The sequence below is a fragment of the Streptomyces viridosporus T7A genome (genome assembly GCF_008704515.1).
GTDB classification, from domain to species: Bacteria; Actinomycetota; Actinomycetes; order Streptomycetales; family Streptomycetaceae; genus Streptomyces; species Streptomyces viridosporus.
In genome coordinates this window covers 3,816,751-3,838,871 of sequence record NZ_CP023700.1, presented here as the reverse complement: position 1 = coordinate 3,838,871, position 22,121 = coordinate 3,816,751, and the positions used below count along the sequence as shown (strand labels likewise).

Here is a 22,121-nt window from a genome sequence, read left to right as displayed (position 1 = left end):
CGGAGAACTCTTCCCGTCGCGGCCGTCGCTCCTCCACCATGGGCGGCATGCCACTCAACGACATGCCGTGGTGGCGCTGGCGCAGCAATGTGCGCTCCGCGCTGCACATGCTCTCCGACCCCGTGTTCCAGCGGGACGTATGGCTGGCCGGGGTGGACGGCTACGGTGACGTCACCGACGCGGTCTACCGGCTGGTGGAGGACACCTGGCTGGACAACTGGTCCGCCGAGAAGTACGTCGGCACGATCTTCCGCGACTCCCAGGAGGCGGCGCTCGTGGACACCGCGGTGCTGCGGGTGCTGCGGATCATGCACCAGGTCGGGCCGGACGCGCCGGTCACCGCCTACCTCGAGCACCACGGGTGGCCGGAGGCGGTACGGGCCGCGCGGGACGCGCACGTGCGGATGGCGGCGAGCGACGGCGAGGACCCCGACGCCCCGCCGCGCACCCTCGAGGTGCTGCGGATCCTGACGCGGTCCGCGTAGCGGAACGGCCGGTCGGGCGCTTCCCCCCGTGTGGGACCCTTTCCTGCATGAGCGAGCAGTCCATCCCAACCGCGGCCCCGGCCGACCAGTACGTCCTCACCCTGTCCTGCCCCGACAAGCAGGGCATCGTGCACGCCGTGTCCAGCTACCTGTTCATGACCGGTTGCAACATCGAGGACAGCCAGCAGTTCGGCGACCACGACACGGGACTGTTCTTCATGCGCGTCCACTTCTCGGCGGACGCCCCGGTGACCGTGGAGAAGCTGCGGGCCAGCTTCGCGGCGATCGGCGACTCCTTCCAGATGGACTGGCGGATCGACCGGGGCGACCAGAAGATGCGCATCCTGCTGATGGTCAGCAGGTTCGGGCACTGCCTGAACGACCTGCTGTTCCGCGCGCGGACCGGCGCGCTGCCCGTGGAGATCGCCGCAGTGGTGTCCAACCACACCGACTTCGCCGAGCTGGTCTCCTCGTACGACATCCCCTTCCACCACATCCCGGTGACGAAGGAGACCAAGCCGGAGGCCGAGGCGCGGCTGCTGGAGATCGTGCGCGAGGAGCAGGTGGAACTCGTCGTCCTCGCCCGCTACATGCAGGTCCTCTCGGACGACCTGTGCAAGCAGCTCTCCGGGCGGATCATCAACATCCACCACTCCTTCCTGCCGAGCTTCAAGGGCGCGAAGCCGTACCACCAGGCGCACGCCCGGGGCGTGAAGCTCATCGGCGCCACCGCGCACTACGTCACCGCCGACCTCGACGAGGGCCCGATCATCGAGCAGGAGGTCGAGCGGGTGGGCCACGACGCCACCCCCGACCAGCTCGTCGCCGTCGGCCGGGACGTGGAGTGCCAGGCGCTCGCCCGCGCGGTGAAGTGGCACGCGGAACACCGCATCCTGCTGAACGGCCGGCGCACGGTGGTGTTCGCGTAACGGCGGACCCCGCCCTCCGGGGCCCCGGCCCGCTACATCCGGCTCAGGGAGGCCGCCGCGAGCAGGACGTCCCTGATCGCCTCGCGGTCGCCCTCCTGACCGACGGCCGCCTCCTGCGGGGGCACGTGGCCCGCGGCCAGGCGGCAGAACTCCGCCCCGTCCAGCGCCACATGGGCCACCTCGTGCTCGACGGAGCCCTTGGCGGCGGGGGAGTCCAGCGGGATCAGCCACTCACCGCCGCCGGACCCCTCGATCTCCAGCCGCAGGCTGCGCCCCGGTTCGCCGGCGGCGACCAGGCGCCGCTCGACGGGGGAGGCCAGCCCGGACCGGCGACGCGCCTCCAGCACCACCGGGAGCATCCGCGCGGCCAGGTCGACCATGCCGTGCAGGTGCCGTCCGGAGGGCGGGTCGTAGGGGTAGTCCACCGCCTCGGCGATGTCCTCCGCGTGCACCCAGCACTCGAAGGCCCGGTCCAGCATCGCGTCGTGCAGGGGCAGTTCGAAGTCGCCGTACGACACCGTCATCCGCCCGGCGCCGCCGGTGAAGGACGCGGTCCGCACGAGGTGGTGGCTCTGCTCCCGCCAGGGCGCCCGTACGGAGCGGGTGGGCGGGAAGTGGGCGGCACGCCAGTAGGCCTCGGTGCGGGCCGCCGGGGTGGGGCGCTCGGCCCGGACGTCCCCGAGCGGGTCCTCCAGGCCGAGGGCGACCGCGACCAGCCCGTCCACCGTCAGCAGGTGGGCGATGACCCCGGCGACGGTGGTGCGGCGCGTGCTCGCCTCGTCGGCCTCGTACCAGCGCAGCCGCACCGGCGCGTGCCACTCGGCGTCCCCGAAGTCCTGGAGCAGCGCGTCCAGGCGCGCGGTCTCGGCGTCGTAGGCGGCGGCCCACTCCGGCACGGGGATGCGCGGCGGCCGACGCTCCAGGCAGGACTCCAGGACACGGGTGCGCAGACCCGGGTCCAGGTCGAGGCTCTCGGGGCGCTGGAGCAGGCCGACCGCCTCGCGCAGCCGCAGCGCCTCGTCCGCGCAGGGCCCGCAGCCGCCGAGGTGCTCCTCGACGGCCTCCGCCTCCGCCGGCGAGCAGGCGGCCAGCGCCCAGGCGCCGAGCAGCGACTTCAGCACGCGGTGCTCCAGCACGAGCGGCCCGTCCGGCCCGCCCGCCCCGTTCCCGGGATGTCCCCTTTCTGCGGCTTCTCCGGCTTCTCCCGCTTCGCCCGCTCCTCCTGCTCCTCCCCCTTCTCCTGTTTCTCCCGCTTCCCCCGCCCGAGCGTCGTACGGCTCGGAACGCACCTCGCTCACGCGGCACCCCCGATCCCCGGCGGGGAGTCCGGGGCCTCGGTGTCGTGGGCGGTGGACAGCAGTTGCAGTCCCAGGCGGAGGCGGCGGCGGGCCTCGTCGTCGGTGACGCCCAGGTCGACGGCGGTCTGGTGGTAGTCGCGGCGCTGGAAGTAGGCCAGCTCCAGCGCCGCCCGCAGCGGTGCCGGCATGGACTGGACGATGTAGTCGGCGCGGGCGGCCACCGAGGCGTGGTGCACCGTGCGCTCCAGGTCCTCCGTGGTGCCGGGGCCGCCGCGGGCGAGTGCCGCGGTCCCGGTGGTGCGCAGCCGCTGCACGGCCAGCCGGTTGGTCAGCGCGGCGAGCCAGGTGCGCAGCGGGCCCTGCCCGGGGTCGTAGGTGTCCGGGTGCTGCCAGACGTGGGCGAAGACGTCCCGGGTGACCGCGTCGGCGGCGCGCTCCTCGCCCAGGACGCGATGGGCCAGGCCGTGCACGAGGGAGGCGAACCGGTCGTAGAGCTCGCCGAGCGCGGCCGCCTCCCCGCGCGCGAGCCGTTGCTGCATCTTGCGGTCCCAGCGGGGCGGTACGTCCCTTTTGGTCATGCGGGCCCTCACCCCCTGTCCTCCCCCGACGTCCCGGGCCGGTCGGTTCCCGGGTCCAGCGTGCGCCCACCGTCTCCACGAAATGTAGTCGGCACGCCCCGCAACGCACGCCCCTTTGTGGCAATGTGCGCCCCCGGTGGAGCCGCAGGTGGTAAGGGGCCGAACCGTGCACGCCGGATGCCCTCGGGGGCGTGTGTACCCAGGGTCGCCCTGATCGGAAACGATCGAATCGGATAGAAGCCGATTGGAACAGGACCTTTCTTTTCGGTAACCGTTTCTCGGGCCGCGTTTCCGGGAACGGCCGGTGGGCAGCTGCGCTGCGAGGAAGCGTAGGCGCTGCTTCCGTTTGGAGAGCGAAGGGCGTGGTGGTGACCTTCAAAGTGACCGACGGGGAGCAGGGCGGATGGGCCGTGCTCCGGGTGTCGGGCGAACTGGACCTGCTGACCTCCCCGGTGCTGCGCCAGCGGGTGCACGACGCGGTGGCCGACGGCAGGCACAGCCTCGTCCTGGACCTCTCCGACGTGTGGTTCTGCGACTCCAGCGGAGTCGGCGTGCTCATAGCCGCACGGCGGCTGCTGCGTTCGTGCCAGGGCACGCTGCGGCTGATCCTGCCCGACCGGGGGGCCGCCGACGGCAGCCACGTCAACAAGGTGCTCGGCGCCCTCGGCGTCCGCCGTCTCTTCGACGTCCACCCGGACGTCCGGTCCGCGGTCGGCGAGGACCCGCGCCCCCTGTCGGCGTGAGCCGCGCCCCCGTCGGCGGCCCGCCGCCCGGCCGCGGAAGCCCGTCCGGCGCCGGTCCGGCGGCAACCGCGCCGGCGCATCCGCCCCCGGCCGCGGGGCCGTGCGAGGTCACCCGCCCGTGCCACACGGTTGTCCCGGAATTCCCCCGGACTTGGCACAGGAGCCGCTTTCGGTCTCCCGGACGGCCCCGCACGTCGTACGCTCCCAGCGAGACGACCCCACCGACCTAAGGCGGCCTGAGAAAGACATGGTCACCAGCGAGTACGAGCGCAGGATCGCGGCCCGGTTCGCCACCTTCGACCAGGACGGCAACGGCTACATCGACCGAGAGGACTTCAACGCGGCGGCCAAGGCGCTGCTCACCGAGTTCGGCGTCGCGGCCCGTTCCGACCGGGGCCAGGCCCTGTACGGCGGCGCCGAGGCGTTCTGGCAGGGCATGGCGGGGATCGCGGACCGGGACGGCGACCAGCGCATCACGCGCGAGGAGTTCGTGAACGGCGCGGTCAAGCGGCTGCGGGACAACCCGGACCGGTTCGCGGAGATCGCCCGTCCCTTCCTGCACGCGGCCCTCGCCGTCGCCGGCACCGACGACGACGGCACGGCCGCCGTCGAGGGCGTGGCACGCGCCCTCCGGATGCTCGGCGTTCCCGAGGAGCCGGCCCGTACGGCGGCCGCCGCGCTGGACGCGGACGGCGACGGCAGGATCGGCGAGGAGGAGGTCGTGCAGGCCTTCGCGCGCCACTTCACCGTCCCCGAGTAGCGCTCCGCGCCCGGCCCGCTCACCGCGCACCGCCTTCGCGGGGCCCCGCCCCGGTCCGTACGGCCGGGCGGGGCCCCGCGCGTGCGCGACCGGGCGGGCAACACGCCCGGCCCCGCGCCCGGTTCGCGAGCCCGGCCGGGGCCCTCCCGGGCGGACCCGGCCCTGTCCGGGACCCGGAGCCCGCCTGCGCACGGGCGGGGACGCGCCGTGCGCACCCGTGCGCGGAGGGTGAGGAGCGTGCGCCGCCGATCCGCTCCCCGGGCGGTCGCCGTCCGCGACGCCACGGGCCGCCCCCGCGCGAATGTCACGGAATGTGGCACGCCGGTGGTCACGGAGCGTTGTTGCCGGGTTGTGCCCGGTGTGCGACCCGTCACGACCCGGAGTCGGAGGTCCGCTCCGGTACCTTGTGTGGGATGCGAGTGGTCGTGAGCACGCACCGCGCCGGAGTCGCCCCCGAGGCGACCCCGGATCCACCGGTGCCTGCCGCTGCTCGCCCGGGGGTTCGGCCCCGCGGCGCCGCCTGTTCGACTTCTCGGGGCGGGCGTCGCACAGTATGCCGCACGCCTACTCCTTCGCGCTGGAATATGCCCGAAGCGCTTGTTGGCGTGACTGTACGTCAACCATGCTGGCCTATAAGGGATTCACGTTCCGTGATCCCTTTTTCGGCCGTTGTTCTGGTCATGCAGAAAATGGCTACGATCGTGGCCCTCGTGAGGCGCGAGTCCAAGTGTCCGCCGGTTCGGATGGTGTGAGCGGTGCAGGTGCTTCAAGTGCAGCTGGAGATCCGGCCCGACCCCGCTGAGGTGGGACGGGCCCGGCGGTGGGCCCGCTCGCGTCTGGCCGGGTCCGGCATAAGGGCCGACGAACCGCTCGCCGAGACGCTGATCCTGCTCGTCTCGGAGCTCGTCACCAACGCCGTGGTGCACACCGGCCGTCCGGCCGTGCTGCGGCTGTCCCTGCCGGGCGCGGAGGACGGGGAGGCCACCGTCCGCCTGGAGGTGGCCGACCGCAGCGGCCGGGCGCCGGTGCCGCGCTGTGTGGACGGGGAGGCCACCGGCGGGCGCGGGCTCGCCCTGGTGGACGGCCTGGCCGACCGCTGGGGCTGGAGCGCCGAGGGGGCCGGCAAGCGCATCTGGTGCGAACTGGACCGCTGCGCACAGGCGCGCGAGGCCGCGGCACCCTGCGGCGGCACGTCGGCGTACGGCGGTCTGGCCTACGAAGCGGTGTGAGGCCGGGCCGGGACGTCGTCGGCGGCGGTGCACGGGTGCACGGCCGGTCGGCCGTGCGGACCGGGACGTCAATCGGTGCGCCGGGTGTGCTCCCGTGCGCGGTGCAGATGAACCGGTCATATGCCGGAATCGCCCCATAGTCACCCGAACCGGCGTTGACGCGCGGTGACCGATTGATCACCCTGGTCGTCAGCGGTCCGTCGCGAGGGGACGGCGAGGGCTCCGACGACGGGGGCCCTCGGCGAGTGCGGGTCGTGACTCGGCGTCGGTTCCCCCCGGGGGGCGGGGGAGCCCGGGGCGGGAGCGCCGGAGTCGGAAGGCGGTGCGGCGCCGCCGTGCTCGGGGCGGACGGCGCCGCGCCGCCTCCGCGGAAGACGCGCGACGGCCCGCCCCTCCACAGGCTGTGGACAACTTTTCGAGGGTCCCGGACACGGCCCCGCGCGGTGCTCAGGCCCCGGCGGACACGGGCGCGCCGTGCCCGCCCCCGCCGGCCCGGAAGGTCCGCCGGTACGCCGTCGGCGTCACCCCCAGCGCCGCCTGGAGGTGCTGCCGCATCGACTGGGCCGAACCGAACCCCGCGTCGCGGGCCACCCGGTCCACGGACAGGTCGGTGGACTCCAGCAGGTGCCGGGCCCGCTCCACCCGCTGCCGGGCCAGCCACTGCCCCGGACTGACGCCCACCTCCTCGCGGAAGCGGCGCGTGAAGGTGCGGACCGACATCGACTCCCGCGCGGCCATGTCGCGCAGCTGGATCGGCTCGTGCAGCCGGCCCAGCGCCCACGCGCGGGCGCCGGTCGTGGACGCCTGCTGCGGATCGGGCACCGGCCGCCGGATGTACTGCGCCTGGCCGCCGTCGCGGTGCGGCGGCACGACCGTGCGGCGGGCCACGTCGTTGGCGACGGCGGTGCCGTGGTCGCGCCGGACCAGGTGCAGGCACAGGTCGATGCCGGCCGCGACGCCCGCGGAGGTCAGGACGTCGCCGTCGTCGACGAACAGCACGTCCGGGTCGACCTCGATCCGGGGGAAGAGCCGCTGGAAGCGCTCGGCGTCGGCCCAGTGGGTGGTGGCGGGCCGGCCGTCGAGGCGGCCGGCGGCGGCGAGGACGTACACGCCGGTGCAGATGGAGGCGAGCCGGGTGCCGGGCCGGATGTGCGCGAGGGCGGCGGCCAGCTCGTCGGTCAGCTCGCCCCGCTCGTACACCGGGCCCCGTTCGTAGAAGGCGGGGACGATCACCGTGTCGGCGGTGGCGAGCGCCTCCGGGCCGTTGCCGACGTGGACGGCGAAGTCGGCGTCCGTCTCGACCGGTCCGGGCGGCCGGACCGAGCAGGTGACGACCTCGTACAGCCGCCGCCCGTGCCCGTCCCTGGGGCGGCCGAAGATGCGGTGCGGAATGCCCAGCTCGAAGGGGAGCAGCCCGTCGAGGGCGAGGACGACGACGCGGTGGGGCCGGAACGTGCCGGCACGGGACGTGCGGGAGGCCGGATCCATGGCCCGATCCTAGCGAAGGCTGTCCGCCGGGCCACTCGATGAGGAGGTCCGGCAGCCCACACGATCTACGGCGTGACCCGAACAACCGAGACAGCCACCGCCGTGGAGCCGCCCGCGAGCGGCCGCCGGCAGAAGCGCACCCGTGTGCACCGCGCCTGGTTCGTCGCCGCCGTCACCTTCGTGACGATCATCGGCGCGGCCGCCTTCCGCTCCGTACCGGGTCTGTTCATCGACCCGCTGCACCAGGAATTCGGCTGGTCGCGGGGCACCGTCGGGGCCGCGGTCTCCGTGAACCTCGCCCTGTACGGCCTCACCGCCCCCTTCGCGGCGGCGCTGATGGACCGCTACGGCATCCGGCGGGTCGTCGCTCTCGCCCTGACCGTGATCGCGCTCGGCTCGGGCCTGACGGTGTGGATGACGGCGGCCTGGCAGCTCCTGCTGTGCTGGGGCCTGCTGGTGGGCCTGGGCTCCGGCTCCATGGCGCTCGCCTTCGCCGCCACCGTCACCAACCGCTGGTTCACCGAGCGGCGCGGGCTGGTCAGCGGCGTCCTCACCGCCGCGTCCGCCTCCGGGCAGCTGATCTTCCTGCCGCTGCTGTCCTGGATCGTCGCCACGCACCACTGGCGTCCGGCCGCCGTCACCGTGTCCCTGGCCGCCCTCGCGGTCGTCCCGTTCGTCTGGCTGCTGCTGCACGACCACCCGGCCGACGTGGGGGTCGAGCCGTACGGGGCGAAGGAGTTCGTGCCGAAGCCCGCGCCCGTGCCCGGCGCCGCCCGGCGCGCGCTCACGGTGCTGTTCTCGGCGGTGCGCACCGGGCCGTTCTGGCTGCTCGCCGGCACCTTCGCGATCTGCGGCGCCTCGACCAACGGCCTGATCCAGACCCACTTCGTGCCCGCGGCCCACGACCACGGCATGCCGATCACGGCCGCCGCCTCGCTGCTGGCCGTCATCGGGGTGTTCGACGTCGTCGGCACGGTGGCCTCCGGCTGGTTCACCGACCGCTTCGACGCGCGCCGCCTGCTCGCCGTCTACTACGCCCTGCGCGGTGTCTCCCTGCTCTTCCTGCCGCTCCTCCTGGCCCCCGGCGTGCACCCCCCGATGGTCCTGTTCATCGTCTTCTACGGCCTCGACTGGGTCGCCACCGTCCCGCCCACCCTCGCCCTGTGCCGCGAGCACTACGGCGACGACAGCCCGATCGTCTTCGGCTGGGTGCTCGCCTCCCACCAGGTCGGCGCCGCCCTCGTCGCCTTCCTCGGCGGCGTCGCGCGGGACGCGTTCGGCTCCTACGACGTGGTCTGGTACGCCTCGGGGGCGCTGTGCGCGGCGGCGGCGCTGATGGCCCTGGTGATCCGGCGGCGGCCGGCCGCCCCGGGGCCGGCGGCGGCGGTGTAGACGACCGTCCCGGACCGGTGGGCGGCGGGGTCTCAGCGGGGGAGGCGGGAGACGCCCGGCGCTCCGTCGCGGGCCACCGCACCGGCGATCCGCCGTGCGTCGAGGGCCAGTTCGCGCAGGGTGCCGCTGATGGGGTTGGTGAAGCCGGTGAAGTGCAGGCCGGGAGCGCCGTCCGGGGTGCGGGCGCCGTGGACGACCGGTCTGCCGCGGTGGTCGAGGACGCCGAGGTGGCCGACCAGGCCCTCCAGCGCGCGGACGTACCCCGTGGCCGCGACGACCGCCTCCGGGGCGATCCGGTCCCCGCCGGCGAGCACGACCTCGCCGTCCTCGAACCGCTCCACGGCGCCCACGACCTCCACCGCCCCCGTGCGCACGGCGTCGACCAGGCCGACGTCCTGCACGGGGATGGCGCCCTCCAGCACCCGGCTGTACAGGCCGGGGCCGGGGCGGGGGAGGCCCCGGTCCGACAGGTCGGGCAGGGCCACCTTCGCCTGGACCCGGGACAGCCGGTCGACGAGGCCGACCGGCAGCCGGCGCATCAGGACGCCCGAGTACTGCGCGGGCCAACCCGCGGTCGAGCGGCGCACGATGTGCGGAGGGGTGCGCACCGCCAGCCGCACCCGGGAGGCCCCGCCCTCCACCAGGTCGACGGCGATCTCGGCCCCCGTGTTGCCGACCCCCACGACGAGCACGTCCCGCCCGGCGAACGGCCGCGCGTTGCGGTACGCGCAGGCGTGCAGGAACTCGCCGGTGTACGTGTCCAGGCCGGGCCAGTCGGGGACGCGGGGCGTGTGGTTGTACCCGGTGGCCACGACGACCGCGGCGCCGGTCAGTTCACGGCCGCCGGTGGCGTGCAGCAGCCAGCCGGTGCCGTCGGCGGTGCGCTCCACGCGCGACACCTCGACACCGGTGACGATCTCCAGGCGGTGGTGTTCGGCGTACTTCTCCAGGTACCGGACCACGTCGTCCCGGGACACCCACCGCCCGAACCGGCGCGGCATCGGCAGGCCGGGCAGGGCGGACAGCCGCCGGGTGGTGTGCAGCCGCAGCCGGTCGTAGTGGCGCCGCCAGGACGCGCCCACCCGGTCGGACCGTTCCAGGACGACGGCCCGTATCCCCCGGGCGCGTAACGCGTACGCGACGGAGAGCCCGCCCGGGCCGCCGCCGACGACGTAGACGGGGCGGTCCGCCGGGTGGGGCGCGGTGGGGCGCGCGGACGTGGTGGAGTCGGTCATGAGCGCGAGCGTAATCACGCACCTGCTTGATGGGTCTCGGTCAAGACCGGAATTGGTTGCGGATTGATCACACCTGGCGGGGCGCGGGCGCGGGCGGGGCGAGGTCCGCCCGTTCGCGCGGCGGTGGACCGATGGGGGAATCCCCGTGTCCCGGGCGGCCCCGCGGGTTTGAATGTCCCCATGGCCCACCCCCGCAGACGCACCCGGCCCCTTCCCGAACTCCACGGCCTCGGCCTGCACCTGCGCCCCTGGGACCCGTCGTCCCGGGACGACGTGGAGACGTGGCTGCGCGGCATCACGGACCCGGAGTTCCAGCGCTGGAACACCCCGCTCCGGCCGATCACGGACCTGGCCACCGCCCGGGAGTCGCTGCGCCGGGGCACCCGGCACGACCTGGAGGGCACGGGGGCGTCCTTCCGGATAGCCGACGCCGGCAGCGGCGCGGCGCTGGGGCACCTCGGCGTCAACGACATCCACCCGGTGATGCGCCTGGGCCGGGTCGGCTACTGGGTGCTCCCGGAGGCGCGCGGCCGGGGGGTGGCCACCCGGGCGCTGCTGCTCGTCGCGCGCTGGGCGCTGAGCGAACGGGGCCTGCACCGGCTGGAGCTGAGCCACGCGCTGGGTCACGGGGCGTCCTGCCGGGTCGCCGAGCGGTGCGGGTTCGCGTACGAGGGGATCATGCGCGGGGCGATCTTCGAGGCCGGCCGCCACGACGCCTTCCGCGACGCCCACCTGCACGCCCGCCTCGCGACGGACCCGGAGCCGCCCGCGCCGGTCCCACCGGTGTGACGCGGGGGCACGCCGCGGGCCCCGGCGGCACTCCGCGTCACGGCCAGAGCAGCTCCCGGGCCCACCCCTCCCCGGTCCGCCGGTAGCGCAGCCGTACGTGCCGGCGCCGGGCGTCGCCCTGGAAGAACTCCACCTCGTCCGGCCGGAGCCGGTACAGGGTCCAGGACGGCGCCGGGGCGTCCGGCTCCCGCCGCGCCCGCTCCCAGGCCTCGTCCGAGGCCCGGGCCAGCTCCTCCACCGAGCCGAGGAGATCGCTCTGCCGGCCGGTCAGCGCGGCGGCCAGCGCCCCGGTGGAGCGGGCGTGCAGATCGGCCTGCGCCTCCTCGGCCGGAGCGGTGGCGACGGGCCCGCGCAGGCGCACCTGGCGGCCCAGCGCCGGCCAGTGGAAGGCCAGCGCGGCATACGGGCGGACGGCGAGGTGGCCGCCCTTGCGGCTGTGCGCGTGGGTCGCGAAGGACCAGCCGTCGGCGTCCGCGCCGTGCAGCATCACGATCCGTACGTCCGGCAGCCCGTCCGCGTCCGCCGTGGCCAGGGACATGGTGTGCGGCTCGCGCTGCCCGGCCGCCGCGACCTCGGCCAGCCACCGCGTGAACAGCGGCAGCGGCTCGGCGGGCGCGGCGGCCGGATCCAGCGCCGGCAGTTCGGTGACCTCCGGGTCCCAGACCCGAAGTGACCTCAGCAGCTCGTGGAGATCGGTTCCCATGTCCCGATTCTCGTGCGCGGGACGGCCGGGCTCACACCGACCCGAGGTCGGACGACACCCAGTGCTCGGGCCGCATGCGGACGACGACCTGCTCGCCGTGGTTCTTCCACGCGAAGTCGACGTACCCCTCGACCTTGTCGGCCGGGAGGTAGCGGGCGGAGATCTCCCGGAGCAGCTCGATCGTGGCGGGGACGGTCTCCAGGACCGGTCCCTCCACCGACACGTACCGGATGGTGGGCTCGGTCCGGTCGACCATGAGCGAGAACCGCCCGGCCGCGCCGATCAGCTTGTTCTTGCGGGAGTCGAGGCCGGTCATGATCCACACGTCGCCGCCGGGCGCGTACTGGTACCAGATCGGCACGGTGAGCGGGGCGCGTCCCGGTCCCGCGTCGACCGCGAGCGCGGCGACGTGGGGTTCGGCCAGGAACTGTTCGCGCTCTTCGCGGGTCAGGGCCATTGCGGGTTCCTCCTGCGGCTCGGGCGTCGCGGACGTACGGGGCGGTCGTGCCGCGCGTACGGTCGGTCGGTTTCCACCGAGCACAACGACGGCCGCCCGCCCCGGTCTTCCCCCCGTCCGGGTGCTGCGGCGGCAACCTCTCCCGTGTCCCGGGTCGTTGAGGCCGGAACATCCCGCCCGAGGGCGCGCACGATCCGTCCGGCTAGAGCACCGCCAGCCGCTGGACCAGGAGGAACGCGCCGATCCCGAGCATCGCCGCCCCCGACGTGCGCACGACCGCGCGGGCCGCCGCCGGACGGGTGCCGAGGACGGCGCGGGCGGCGAGGCCGACGGACAGGTAGACGACGGCGCAGCACGCCATGTGCAGCAGCCCCAGGACGGCGGTCTGCGCCGGCACCGGCAGCCGCGCGCCGTCGCCCGTGACCAGGAACTGGGGCAGGACGGAGAGGTAGAGCAGCAGGCCCTTGGGGTTCAGGCCGCTGATCGCGGCCCCGCGCCGGAAGGCCCGGACGCCGTTCTCCTCCTCCGCGGCCCCGTCCGCGGCCGGGGCGCCGGGGCGGCGCAGCACGCTCCAGCCCAGCCACACCAGATACCCGGCCCCCGCCACGGTCAGCGCGGTGAGCAGGGCCGGGGAGCCCGCGACCAGGACCGCCAGCCCCGCCGCGGCGAGCACCGTGTGCAGCGCGTACCCGGCCACCAGACCCCCGACCGCCGGGACCACCGACCGTCCCCGCAGCCCGGCCGAGATCGTGTACGCCCAGTCGGCACCCGGTACGCACACCAGCATCAGGTCGAGGGCGAGGAAGGAGAGGAGGGCCGTGGTGTCCATGATGGCGAGATTAGGAGGGAAGGCGCCGAATGTGTTCCCGTATTTTTCCCGTTTTCCCGCGTTTCGAGGCAGGATCCACCCCGTGGACGACATGGACCGGAAGATTCTTGCCGAGCTGCAGCAGGACGGGCGGCTGACCGTGACGGAGCTGGCCGCGCGGGTGCGGCTCAGCGTCTCGCCCTGTCACCGGCGGCTGCGGGAGCTGGAGCGGTCGGGCGCGATCAGCGGCTACCGGGCGGTGGTGGACCCGGCCGCCGTGGGGCTGACCTTCGAGGCGCTGGTGTTCGTCTCCATGCGCCAGGAGGACCGCGACACGGTCGCGGAGTTCGAGCGGGCGGTCGGCGAGGTGGAGGAGGTGCTGGAGGCGCAGCGGCTGTTCGGGGAGCCGGACTACCTGCTGCGGGTGGTCGCCGCCGACCTCGCCGCCTACCAGCGGCTCTACGACGAACGCCTGGCCACGCTGCCGGGGGTGCAGCGGCTGACGTCCACGCTGGTGATGAAGCACGTGGTGAAGGACCGCCCGCTGCCCGCCTAGCGCACGGTGCCCGGACATGCGACAGGCGGCGGTCCACCGGGGTGGACCGCCGCCTGCCGGACAGGACGCGTGGTCGGAGGAACGATTCGCCGGGCGCCTACCTCGTCGGCTTCTTGCCGGTGACGCCCAGGTGCACCAACAGAGCCAGGTTGGGCTTGAGTTCGGCCTGCTTGACGCCCCAGGAGGAGAAGCCCTTCTGGTGCGAGGCCGCGGCCGCGAGCATCGTGACCAGGGCACCGGCGACCGCCGCCGGGTTCACGTCCTTGTCGACCCGCCCCTTGGCCTGCAGCGCGGCGACGGAGTCCGCCAGGGAGGCGTTCACGGAGTTCAGGACCTTCATGCGGATCTTGTAGAAGCGTTTGTCGCCCTCGGCCGCGCCGAGGTCCACGACGCGCAGGATCGCGTCGTTCTTCCGCCAGAACTCCAGGAAACCGTCGACGAGTTCCTGAGCCGTCTGCCAGCCGGCCTTGCCGACCCAGGAGCGGCCCTCCAGGAGCTCGGTCAACCCGGCGCTGTCGGCGGCCGTTTGCTCAGCGATCTCCAGGACGGCGCCCTCGACGTCGGGGAAGTACTGGTAGAAGGTCGCCGGGGAAGTCCCCGCCTTGCGTGCGACATCGATGACCTTGACGTCCCGATAGGGTGACGAGCTGAGCATCTCGCTGAGGCAGTCGAGCAGCTTCTGCCGGGTCGCCTGCCCTCGCCGGCCGGCCACGCGGCCGTCGACGGTACGCACTTGTCCTGTCATGTCGTCAGCTTACCGAGGGGTGATGGGAGCGCGATTCGGCCGACTGCAAATGGGGTGCGTGAGCACAAGGAGGCTGGTGTGCCTGGTCTGCGGGGTGCGGGTGACGCGGTTACTTTGGCGGCATGGCCGAAAACAGGGCACCGGAGTACACAGAGGGCACCCCGTGCTGGGTGGACGCGCAGCTGCCCGACGTGGAGGCGGGCAAGCGGTTCTACGGCGAGCTCTTCGGGTGGTCCTTCCAGGACCAGCCCGCCCGGTCCCCGGGGGCCGTACGGGCGCTGAAGGGCGGCGAGCCCGTCGCCTCCCTCGCGCACAAGACGGACGGCCGGATGCCCACGGTGTGGACGGTGTCCTTCGCGACCCCGGACGCCGAGGCGCTGTGCGGGCGGATCCGCGCGGCCGGCGGGCAGATCGTCTCCGCGCCGCTGCCGGTCGGCGAGCTGGGCGTCGCCGCGCTCGTCACCGACCCCGGGGGAGCCGTCTTCGGCCTCTGGCAGCCGGTCGGCCACCCCGGCTTCGGCCGCCGCCGCGAACCGGGCACCTTCGCCTGGGTCGAGCTCTACACCCGGGACACCGAGGCGGCCAACGCCTTCTACGGGGACCTCTTCCACGACGCCCTGTTCGGTCCGGGCGCCGACCCGGACTTCGGCCGCGCGCCGATCTCCGACGTCTTCCCCGCCGAGATGCCGCCCCACTTCCTCGTCCACTTCGCCGTCGAGGACCCGGCGGCCACCATGGAGCGGGTGACCCGGCTCGGCGGCCGGGTCCAGGTGCCGCCCTTCGAGACGTCGTACGGCACGGCGGCCGTGGTCACCGACGACCAGGGGGCGTCCTTCGCGCTGCTGCGCCGCTGACCCGGCCCGCCGGGCGGTCCACCGGCCACCCGTCCGTCCCCCTGTGCCGTATGTAAACCTGGACACCCTATTTGTCGGCCGGTTCGCAACCGGAGGCCCGGCCAGGAAGAATCGGGGTGCGTGCCGCCGCGGCGGTGCGGTGGTGAGACGCTGCACTTCGGTCGCGTGCACAAGGCGGTGGCGCGACTCGTACGGGGAGGTGGCAGGCAAGTGGTGGATCAGCTGACGCAGCACGATCCGCGGCGTATCGGGCCGTTCGAGGTGCTGGGACGGCTGGGAGCCGGCGGCATGGGGCTGGTCTATCTCGCGCGCTCGGCGTCCGGGCGGCGCGTGGCGATCAAGACGGTCCGGACCGAACTGGCCGAGGACCAGTTGTTCCGGGTCCGCTTCACGCGCGAGGTGGAGGCGGCCCGGGCGGTCTCCGGCTTCTACACGGCGGCCGTCGTGGACGCCGACCCGCGTGCCGCCGTGCCGTGGCTGGCCACCGCGTACGTTCCCGCGCCCTCCCTCGAGGAGATAGTGAACGAGTGCGGCCCGCTGCCGGCCCAGGCGGTGCGCTGGCTCGCGGCGGGCGTCGCGGAGGCGCTCCAGTCGATCCACGGTGCCGGGCTGGTCCACCGCGACCTGAAGCCCTCCAACGTCCTCGTCGTCGAGGACGGCCCCCGGGTGATCGACTTCGGTATCGCCTCCGGTGTGTCGAACACCCGTCTGACGATGACGAACGTCGCCGTCGGCACCCCCGCCTACATGTCCCCGGAGCAGGCGAAGGACTCCCGCAGCGTCACCGGCGCCAGCGACGTGTTCTCCCTGGGCTCCACGCTCGTCTTCGCCGCCACCGGCCACGCCCCCTTCCACGGCGCCAACCCGGTCGAGACGGTCTTCATGCTGCTGCGCGAGGGCCCGGACCTGGACGGGCTCCCGGACGAGCTGCGTCCGCTGATCGAGGCCTGCATGCAGATGGAGGCCTCGGCCCGGCCCAGCCCCGCCGACCTCCAGGCCCAGCTCGCCCCGCACCTGTTCGGTTCCGGCTCCGACGACAGCGGCACGGCCTCCGCCTGGCTGCCCGAGCGCGCGGTGAGCCTGATCGAGGCCCGCCGGGGCGGCCGTCCGGCGCCCAAGCCCGCCCACGGAGGAGGCCTCAGCGGCGGGGGCGTCCCTCCCCACATCCCGCCGCCGCCCCCGCACGACCCCGTCGTCCCGCCGCCGCCCCCGTCCCTGCCCGCGCCGGTGGGCGCCCTCGCGGGCGCTCCCGACACCGGCCCCGTGCGGCTGGCCGGCGCCGCGGTGCCCATCGGCCCCGGCCCGCGCGTCGCCGACGTCCGCGCCGCCGCCGTCAAGGCGCCCCCGCCCGAGGCCGCCCTCGCCGCCTCCTGGGCCAAGCCCCGCCCCGGCGTCAACGGCGCCGACCCCGCCGTACCGGCGACCACGGCGCCCGCCGCCCCGCCGGAGCACCCGGCCGGCTGGCGGCCGTGGCGCTTCCGCATGTCCAACGACGTGTGGGGCACTCCGGCGGTCGACGGCGACCTCGTCTACGTCACCTCCTTCGAGGTGCACGCCCTCGACGTGGCCACCGGCCGCCGGCGCTTCAAGACCCGGGACGTCGCCTGGTCGATGGCGGTCGCCGAGGGCCGCATCCACGCCTCCGACGGCCCCACCCTCTACGCCCTGGAGGCCCGCGAGGGCGGCGACCTGTGGCGGCTGTCCACGGACGCCTGGGTGTACTCCCTCCAGGCCGACCGCGGCACCGTCGTCACCGGCACCCGCGGCGGCGGCGTCCAGGCCTGGGAGGCGTCCACCGGCCGGAAGCTGTGGGAGATCACCGGCTGCCAGACCGACTTCGAGTCCCCCGAGGCGGGCCCCGCCGTCCACGACGGCACCGTCTACGTCTGGCAGGAAGCCCGTCTGCGCGCCCTCGACGCCCGCACCGGCGACGAGCGCTGGTCGTACCCCATCGGCGACGCGGCCTCCTGCGGCGGCGTCCCGATCCGTCTCACCCACGCCTCCGACGGCTACGTCTACGTCTCCGCGGGCACGCGCGTCATCGCCCTCGACGTCGCCGGCGGACACGTCCGCTGGCACTTCGAGGCCCCGGCGGTCTTCCTCTCCCCGCCCGCCTTCGTCCCGGGCCCGGCCGTCACCGGCGGCGGCGTCTACCTCGCCGACTACCTCGGCACCGTCTACGCCCTCGACGCCACCGACGGCCGCGACCGCTGGCGCATCGCCACCGAGTCCCGGGCCTCCGTCGAGCCGGTCCTGGTCGCCGCCGGCCACGTCCACGTGGGCAGCGGCAAGGGCCTGTACACCCTGGACGCGGTCACCGGCACGCCCAAGTGGCGCTTCCAGTCCGGCGGCGACATCGTGGGCTCCCCGGCGGTCGCCGAGGGCCGCATCCACTTCGGCTCCACGGACCACCTCCTCTACACCCTCAAGGCCGACGACGGCCGCCTGAGGTGGAAGCTGGCCACCGGCGGCGAGATCACCGGCTCCCCGGTCGTGCGGGACGGCGTCGTCTACGCGTGCAGCAAGGACCGCTGCGTGTACGCGCTGGACGCGGAGAAGGGGACGGGGACGGCGCGGACCGCGTAGGACGGCGCGGTCCGGCGCGGTCCGCTGCGGGGCGGTGCGGGACGGCCGTCGTGCCGGTGCAACGGAAGGGGTCGGACGGCGGCCGTCACTGCGGGGAACGGTCCGCCCACCGCTCCCACCGCAGACGCTACGCCGGGTACGCGACGGTCGCCAGACAGCGACATGTCCGTGACACGGAGGTCGATAGCCTGACGGCCATGAATCCTCGGGGGAACACACTCAAGCTCACCGCGGTCTCGGCACTCGTCGTCCTCAGCCTCACCGGCTTCTCGACCGGACGCGGCCACGGCGGCAGCGGCGACGGGGGCGGCGGGTGCAGCAGCTCCAGCCAGAACCACGACTCGTCGTCGGGTTCGAGCGGCGGCTCGCACCGGTACGACGACGACGATGACGACGACGACTACTACGGCAACGGCAACGGCAACCACTACGACAACGACTACGACGAGGGAAGCAGCGGTTCCGGCGGGAGCAGCGGCAGCGGGAACGGGTCCTCGTCCCTGCAGGACGCCACCGTGGAGCTGCTGAGCTGCGCCTCGAAGAAGGCCCCGTACGCCACCGTCGAGGTCACCAACCCCAACGCCGTCACCGGCGTCTTCACCGTCACCGTGGTCTTCGAGGACGCGTCCGGCGCGAAGGTCGTCTCCCGGTCGCAGCGGGTCGAGGTGGCCGGCGACGACACGGCGACCGCCCGGGTGGACATCGACGACACCGGGCGAGCCCCCCGGATCACCGACTGCGCCCCCGAACCCCTGGCCCCGGCCACCCGCTGAGGCCCGGCCGGTGCACCGCCGGACGGTGCGTGGAGCACGGTCGTACGACGACGAGGCCGAGGAGAACCTCGGCCTCGTCGGTGATCGGTCGATGCGTCGGGGCGTCCGGTCGGAGGCCGACCGGAGAACCCCCGCGGGCACACCTCGGCCGCGACGGCTCCCCCTCCGCGCCGCCGCGGCCGACTCCCCCGTGCGGGAGGAAGGGCTACCTGCCGCCCCGGTCCAGGTCCAGGGCGGGCGGGGCGGGCATGCTGTTGTCCAGCGTGGTGATGGCCTCGCCCGCGGCGGGCTCGCTCGGCATGCTGTTGTCCTGCGTGGTGGCGCCCCCGTCCTTCGGCGGCGCGGGCATGCTGTTGTCCTGCGGAGTGGCGTCCGCGTTCTTCTTCGTGTCGCTCATGGCGTGACTTCCTCCGTGTGGTGACGAGCAGGGAACGCCCGCCCGGAAGCTCCCCCGAGGACCGCCGGACGGGCGTTCGGAGCCGCACAGTAACGGGTCGGGCTCCTGTCCGACCGCCTGCCCCCCGACGCGACGGTCCGACTGCTTCGAGAGTGCCGGACCCCGATAAACGAATGCTGAACGCCTGCGCGCGGTCGACGGCCGGGCGGCTCGTCACGCCGTCGGCGTGCCGTTCAACAGGGCGCGTACACCGGCGGCTTCGACGGCCCCGCACTGCTCGTACAGGTTGAGGGCGTCCTGCCAGCAGGCCTTCGCCCGGTCCGCCTGCTCCAGTTCGGAGAGGGCGCGGCCGAGGAGGGCCACGACGTTGCCCCGCATCCTGTCGCCCCCCACGCAGCCCAGCGCGAGGGCCTGTTCGGCGTGTTGGGCGGCCTGTGCGGGGCGAGCGGCACTGAGGTGCACCTCGGCCATACGGAAGTGGGTGTTGCCGACCCAGAGCCGCTGCCGGTGCTCGGTGAAGATGCCTTGGGCGTCGACGAACTGGCTGAGCGCCTCGGCGTGACGGTTGGCCTTGGCCAGCGCCAGGCCCAGCGCGAAGTGTGCGCTGGCGCGCCGCATGGGCCTGCCCAGTTCCGAGTGGAGGGCGAGGCTGTGCTGAGCGATGTCGACGGCCCTGGAGACACTGCCCAGCTCCAGGTAGGCCCGTGAGAGATTGGCCAGAGTGACGGCCTCACCGAGCCGGTTGCCCGCGGCGCGGTGTCCCTCGATCGCCTGGTTGAAGAAGGTCTCGCCCTCCGAGTAGTGGCCCTGGTGCAGGCAGATGAGTCCCCGGTCGTTGGCGACCCAGCTGACCGCGGTCGCGTCCCCCACGGAGACCGCCAGTTCCATGGCGCGCCGCGCTTCTTCCCCGGCCTGCTGGATGCGCCCGTAGACCAGGAGGACGTTGGTGAGGGTCGTCCGCGCCCTCCCCTCCGCGCGGGCGTCACCGGCGGCCTGCGTCGCGTCGCACATCGCTCGGGCCGTCGTCTCGTACTGGTGCGAGTTGGCCCCCGACTCGGTGAGGTCCTTGGCCGCCCAGAGCAGGTCCACTCCTCGTCTCAACCTGCCTGCTTCGGTGGCCTGTCGCACGCAGGCCAGCAGGGGCGAGGCTTCGCTGTAGAGCCAGTCGAGGGCGGCGGATCCGTTGGCGAAGCGCAGCCCCGGGTACTCGGTGGGTTCCAGGTCGTCCACCAGCCGGTCCCCCGGCCGCTCGATCGCGTACACCCCCGCCGCCGTGGCCAGGTAGAAGTCCAGCAGCCGCGACAACGCGGCCTCCCGTTCGCTCGGGGGGTGTTCGTCGCGTTCCGCGCACGCACGCGCGTAGAGCCGTACCAGGTCGTGGAAGCGGTAGCGGCCCGGTGCCGCCGATTCCAGCAGCGACGTGTCCACCAGGGACTCCAGCAGGTCCTCGGTGTCCTCCGGGGGGAGGTCCAGGACCGCGGACGCGGCCGCCAGCGAGATGTCCGGGCCGTCCGCCAGGCCGAGGAGCCGGAACGCGCGGGCCTGGGCCGGCTCCAGCTGGCCGTAGCCCAGTTCGAAGGTGGCCTTCACCGCCAGGTCGCCGGCCTGGAGCTCGTCCAGGCGGCGGCGCTCGTCCGCCAGCTTGGCCGCGAGGACCGAGACGGTCCAGGTGCGGCGCGCCGCCAGGCGGGAGGCCGCGATGCGGATCGCCAGGGGGAGGAAACCGCAGGCCGCCACCACGTCCAGGGCGGCCTTGCGCTCGGAGGCCACCCGCTCCTCGCCCACGATCTTCGTGAACAGGGTCAGCGCCTCGTCCGGCGCCATCACGTCCAGGTCGACCAGGTGCGCCCCGGCCAGGTCCACCATCCGGACCCGCGACGTCACCAGCGCCGCGCAGCCCGCCGTCCCCGGCAGCAAGGGTCTCACCTGCGCCGCGTCACGCGCGTTGTCCAGCAGGACCAGGACCTTGCGGCCGTCCAGCACCGAGCGGTACAGGGCCGCCCGCTCCTCCAGGGAGTCCGGGATCGCCGAGTCGGCCGTGCCGAGGGCGCGCAGGAAGGAGCCGAGGACCGTCTCCGGCTCCGCCGCCCTCGGGCCGGTGCCCTGGAGGTCGACGTACAGCTGCCCGTCCGGGAACGCGGACCGCGCCTCGTGGGCCATGTGCACCGCCAGCGTGGTCTTGCCGACGCCACCGATGCCCGCCAGCGCCGACACCGCCATCACCCGGCCCTCGGAACCGGACGCCGACGCCAGTACCTCGCCCAGCTCCCGCACGAAGGACGCGCGGCCCGTGAAGTCCGGCACCGTCGCCGGAAGCTGGGCCGGACGCACCAGCGCCGCCGCCGGTTCCGCCGACGGGGTCGACGGCTCCGCCAGCCCCGGGTCGGCCCGGAGGATGCGCTGCTGGAGTTCCTGCAGGTCCGGGCGCGGGTCGACGCCGAGTTCGTCGGCGAGCAGGCGGCGCGTGTCCGCGTACACCGCCAGCGCCTCCGCCTGGCGGCCGCTGCGGTACAGGGCGAGCATGAGGAGTTCCCGCAGCCGCTCGCGCAGCGGGTGCGCGGCCGTCAGGGCCGTCAGCTCCGAGACCGCCTCCGCGTGGCAGCCCTGGTCCAGGTCCATGTCCAGGCGGGATTCCAGCAGTTGGAGCCGCCACTCCTCGAGGCGGACGCGCTGGGCCTCCGCGTACGGGCCGGGCACGCCCGCCAGCGTCTCGCCGTCCCACAGGGACAGGGCCCGGCCCAGCACCTCGCGGGCGTGGCACAGGTCCCCGGTGTTCCTCGCCTTCTCCGCCTGTGCCGCCCGTTCCTGCGCGACCGCCAGGTCCAGCGCGCCCTCGCCGAGCCCGCGCACCGCGTACCCGCCGGACTCGCTGACCAGGACCCCGGGGTCCAGCACCTTCCGCAGCCGGGAGGCGTAGGTGCGGACCGCCGCCAGCGCCTGCTGGGGCGGCTCCTCGCCCCACAGGGCGTCGATCAGCTCGGCCGCCGTGGCCGTACGGCCCTCACGCAGCAACAGGGCGGTGAGCAGGGCGCGTTGCTGAGGGCTTCCGGTGTTGACCGGCTCGTCGCCGCGCCAGGCGCGCACCGGCCCGAGCACACTGAAGCGCAGCGCCGCGGGCTCCGCCGGGGAGCCGGGACGTCGCTGCTCCGGCACCCGCGGTACACCGTCCATGCAGTCGTCCCCCTATGTGTCCTGAGCAACTACGCCAGTTTGCCTTGTTCACGGCAGATGCGTCAGCCGTGCGAGACGGCGATCACATGGGTGCGGGGCGGTCCGTCACAGGGTCCCCACACGTTCTGCGTCCACGTACGCGCGG

General features: G+C 74.1%; 21 protein-coding genes. 11 read left to right on the top strand and 10 right to left on the bottom strand.

From position 1 onward, the window contains the following. Window positions 1–38 precede the first annotated feature (38 nt). Window positions 39–485: an SCO4402 family protein gene (locus CP969_RS17650; protein ID WP_016825768.1), complete on the top strand. Its 447-nt coding sequence runs from the start codon at window positions 39–41 to the stop codon at window positions 483–485. Window positions 486–532: 47 nt separating this feature from the next. Then, complete coding sequence (gene purU / locus CP969_RS17645; protein ID WP_004986703.1) at window positions 533–1,414, top strand: formyltetrahydrofolate deformylase; 882 nt, start codon at window positions 533–535, stop codon at window positions 1,412–1,414. A gap of 32 nt (window positions 1,415–1,446) precedes the next feature. Here the strand turns inward: purU and CP969_RS17640 are convergent, their stop codons facing one another. Continuing rightward, window positions 1,447–2,712 carry a zf-HC2 domain-containing protein gene (locus CP969_RS17640; RefSeq protein WP_063744520.1) on the bottom strand — a complete coding sequence of 422 codons (1,266 nt, stop codon included), beginning with the start codon at window positions 2,710–2,712 and terminating at the stop codon, window positions 1,447–1,449. Beyond that, on the bottom strand, window positions 2,709–3,290 hold the full coding sequence (locus CP969_RS17635; protein WP_016825770.1) for a sigma factor: 582 nt from the start codon (window positions 3,288–3,290) through the stop codon (window positions 2,709–2,711). Before CP969_RS17635 ends, CP969_RS17640 begins: the two co-directional genes overlap by 4 nt. Before the next feature lie 362 nt (window positions 3,291–3,652). On the opposite strand from CP969_RS17635, the gene CP969_RS17630 reads away from it, so the two are divergent. The 3 genes from CP969_RS17630 to CP969_RS17615 all read left to right on the top strand — a co-directional run bounded on the left by CP969_RS17630 (window position 3,653) and on the right by CP969_RS17615 (window position 6,022). Further along, complete coding sequence (locus CP969_RS17630; protein ID WP_016825771.1) at window positions 3,653–4,033, top strand: STAS domain-containing protein; 381 nt, start codon at window positions 3,653–3,655, stop codon at window positions 4,031–4,033. Window positions 4,034–4,280: 247 nt separating this feature from the next. Beyond that, window positions 4,281–4,793, top strand: coding sequence for an EF-hand domain-containing protein (locus CP969_RS17625; protein ID WP_004986715.1), 513 nt, complete (start codon window positions 4,281–4,283; stop codon window positions 4,791–4,793). 770 nt (window positions 4,794–5,563) lie between these two features. Then, a complete protein-coding gene (locus CP969_RS17615) occupies window positions 5,564–6,022 on the top strand; it encodes an ATP-binding protein (RefSeq protein ID WP_004986717.1) in 459 nt (152 codons plus the stop codon). A 447-nt stretch (window positions 6,023–6,469) separates the two neighbouring features. On the opposite strand, the gene CP969_RS17610 is transcribed toward CP969_RS17615, so the two are convergent. Beyond that, complete coding sequence (locus tag CP969_RS17610; RefSeq protein WP_004986718.1) at window positions 6,470–7,510, bottom strand: GlxA family transcriptional regulator; 1,041 nt, start codon at window positions 7,508–7,510, stop codon at window positions 6,470–6,472. 72 nt (window positions 7,511–7,582) lie between these two features. Between CP969_RS17610 and CP969_RS17605 the strand changes: the two genes are divergently transcribed. Beyond that, a complete protein-coding gene (locus CP969_RS17605; protein WP_026085095.1) occupies window positions 7,583–8,902 on the top strand; it encodes an MFS transporter in 1,320 nt (439 codons plus the stop codon). Between the two features lie 32 nt (window positions 8,903–8,934). Here CP969_RS17605 and CP969_RS17600 read toward each other — a convergent pair whose 3' ends face one another. Then, complete coding sequence (locus CP969_RS17600) at window positions 8,935–10,137, bottom strand: flavin-containing monooxygenase (protein ID WP_016825773.1); 1,203 nt, start codon at window positions 10,135–10,137, stop codon at window positions 8,935–8,937. 180 nt (window positions 10,138–10,317) lie between these two features. Between CP969_RS17600 and CP969_RS17595 the strand changes: the two genes are divergently transcribed. Continuing rightward, the gene (locus CP969_RS17595; protein WP_016825774.1) at window positions 10,318–10,926 is read left to right on the top strand and encodes a GNAT family N-acetyltransferase; all 609 of its coding nucleotides are present in this window, start codon (window positions 10,318–10,320) and stop codon (window positions 10,924–10,926) included. Window positions 10,927–10,963: 37 nt separating this feature from the next. Here CP969_RS17595 and CP969_RS17590 read toward each other — a convergent pair whose 3' ends face one another. The 3 genes from CP969_RS17590 to CP969_RS17580 all read right to left on the bottom strand — a co-directional run bounded on the left by CP969_RS17590 (window position 10,964) and on the right by CP969_RS17580 (window position 12,915). Further along, window positions 10,964–11,629, bottom strand: coding sequence for a pyridoxine/pyridoxamine 5'-phosphate oxidase (locus CP969_RS17590; RefSeq protein WP_016825775.1), 666 nt, complete (start codon window positions 11,627–11,629; stop codon window positions 10,964–10,966). Between the two features lie 31 nt (window positions 11,630–11,660). After that, a complete protein-coding gene (locus CP969_RS17585; protein WP_016825776.1) occupies window positions 11,661–12,086 on the bottom strand; it encodes a pyridoxamine 5'-phosphate oxidase family protein in 426 nt (141 codons plus the stop codon). Between the two features lie 202 nt (window positions 12,087–12,288). Then, window positions 12,289–12,915 (bottom strand): LysE family translocator, encoded by a 627-nt coding sequence (locus tag CP969_RS17580; protein ID WP_004986725.1) that lies wholly within the window; start codon window positions 12,913–12,915, stop codon window positions 12,289–12,291. 82 nt (window positions 12,916–12,997) lie between these two features. Here CP969_RS17580 and CP969_RS17575 point away from each other — a divergent pair, with 82 nt between their 5' ends. Beyond that, the gene (locus CP969_RS17575) at window positions 12,998–13,450 is read left to right on the top strand and encodes an Lrp/AsnC family transcriptional regulator (protein WP_016825777.1); all 453 of its coding nucleotides are present in this window, start codon (window positions 12,998–13,000) and stop codon (window positions 13,448–13,450) included. Between the two features lie 97 nt (window positions 13,451–13,547). Here CP969_RS17575 and CP969_RS17570 read toward each other — a convergent pair whose 3' ends face one another. Further along, window positions 13,548–14,183, bottom strand: coding sequence for a TetR family transcriptional regulator (locus CP969_RS17570; protein WP_016825778.1), 636 nt, complete (start codon window positions 14,181–14,183; stop codon window positions 13,548–13,550). A 134-nt stretch (window positions 14,184–14,317) separates the two neighbouring features. On the opposite strand from CP969_RS17570, the gene CP969_RS17565 reads away from it, so the two are divergent. The 3 genes from CP969_RS17565 (at window position 14,318) to CP969_RS17555 (ending at window position 18,408) form a co-directional block, all read left to right on the top strand. After that, a complete protein-coding gene (locus CP969_RS17565) occupies window positions 14,318–15,049 on the top strand; it encodes an AfsK-binding protein KbpA (protein ID WP_078495394.1) in 732 nt (243 codons plus the stop codon). 210 nt (window positions 15,050–15,259) lie between these two features. Then, window positions 15,260–17,635, top strand: coding sequence for a protein serine/threonine kinase AfsK (locus tag CP969_RS17560; protein WP_150474943.1), 2,376 nt, complete (start codon window positions 15,260–15,262; stop codon window positions 17,633–17,635). A 197-nt stretch (window positions 17,636–17,832) separates the two neighbouring features. Beyond that, window positions 17,833–18,408, top strand: coding sequence for a hypothetical protein (locus tag CP969_RS17555; protein WP_016825779.1), 576 nt, complete (start codon window positions 17,833–17,835; stop codon window positions 18,406–18,408). Window positions 18,409–18,613: 205 nt separating this feature from the next. Here the strand turns inward: CP969_RS17555 and CP969_RS17550 are convergent, their stop codons facing one another. Together CP969_RS17550 and CP969_RS17545 are read right to left on the bottom strand one after the other, a co-directional pair. Beyond that, window positions 18,614–18,805: a regulatory protein AfsS gene (locus CP969_RS17550; RefSeq protein ID WP_004986731.1), complete on the bottom strand. Its 192-nt coding sequence runs from the start codon at window positions 18,803–18,805 to the stop codon at window positions 18,614–18,616. 213 nt (window positions 18,806–19,018) lie between these two features. Beyond that, entirely contained in the window at window positions 19,019–21,976 is a 2,958-nt protein-coding gene (locus CP969_RS17545) for an SARP-family global regulator AfsR (protein ID WP_016825780.1), read from the bottom strand. Between the last annotated feature and the right edge of the window lie 145 nt (window positions 21,977–22,121).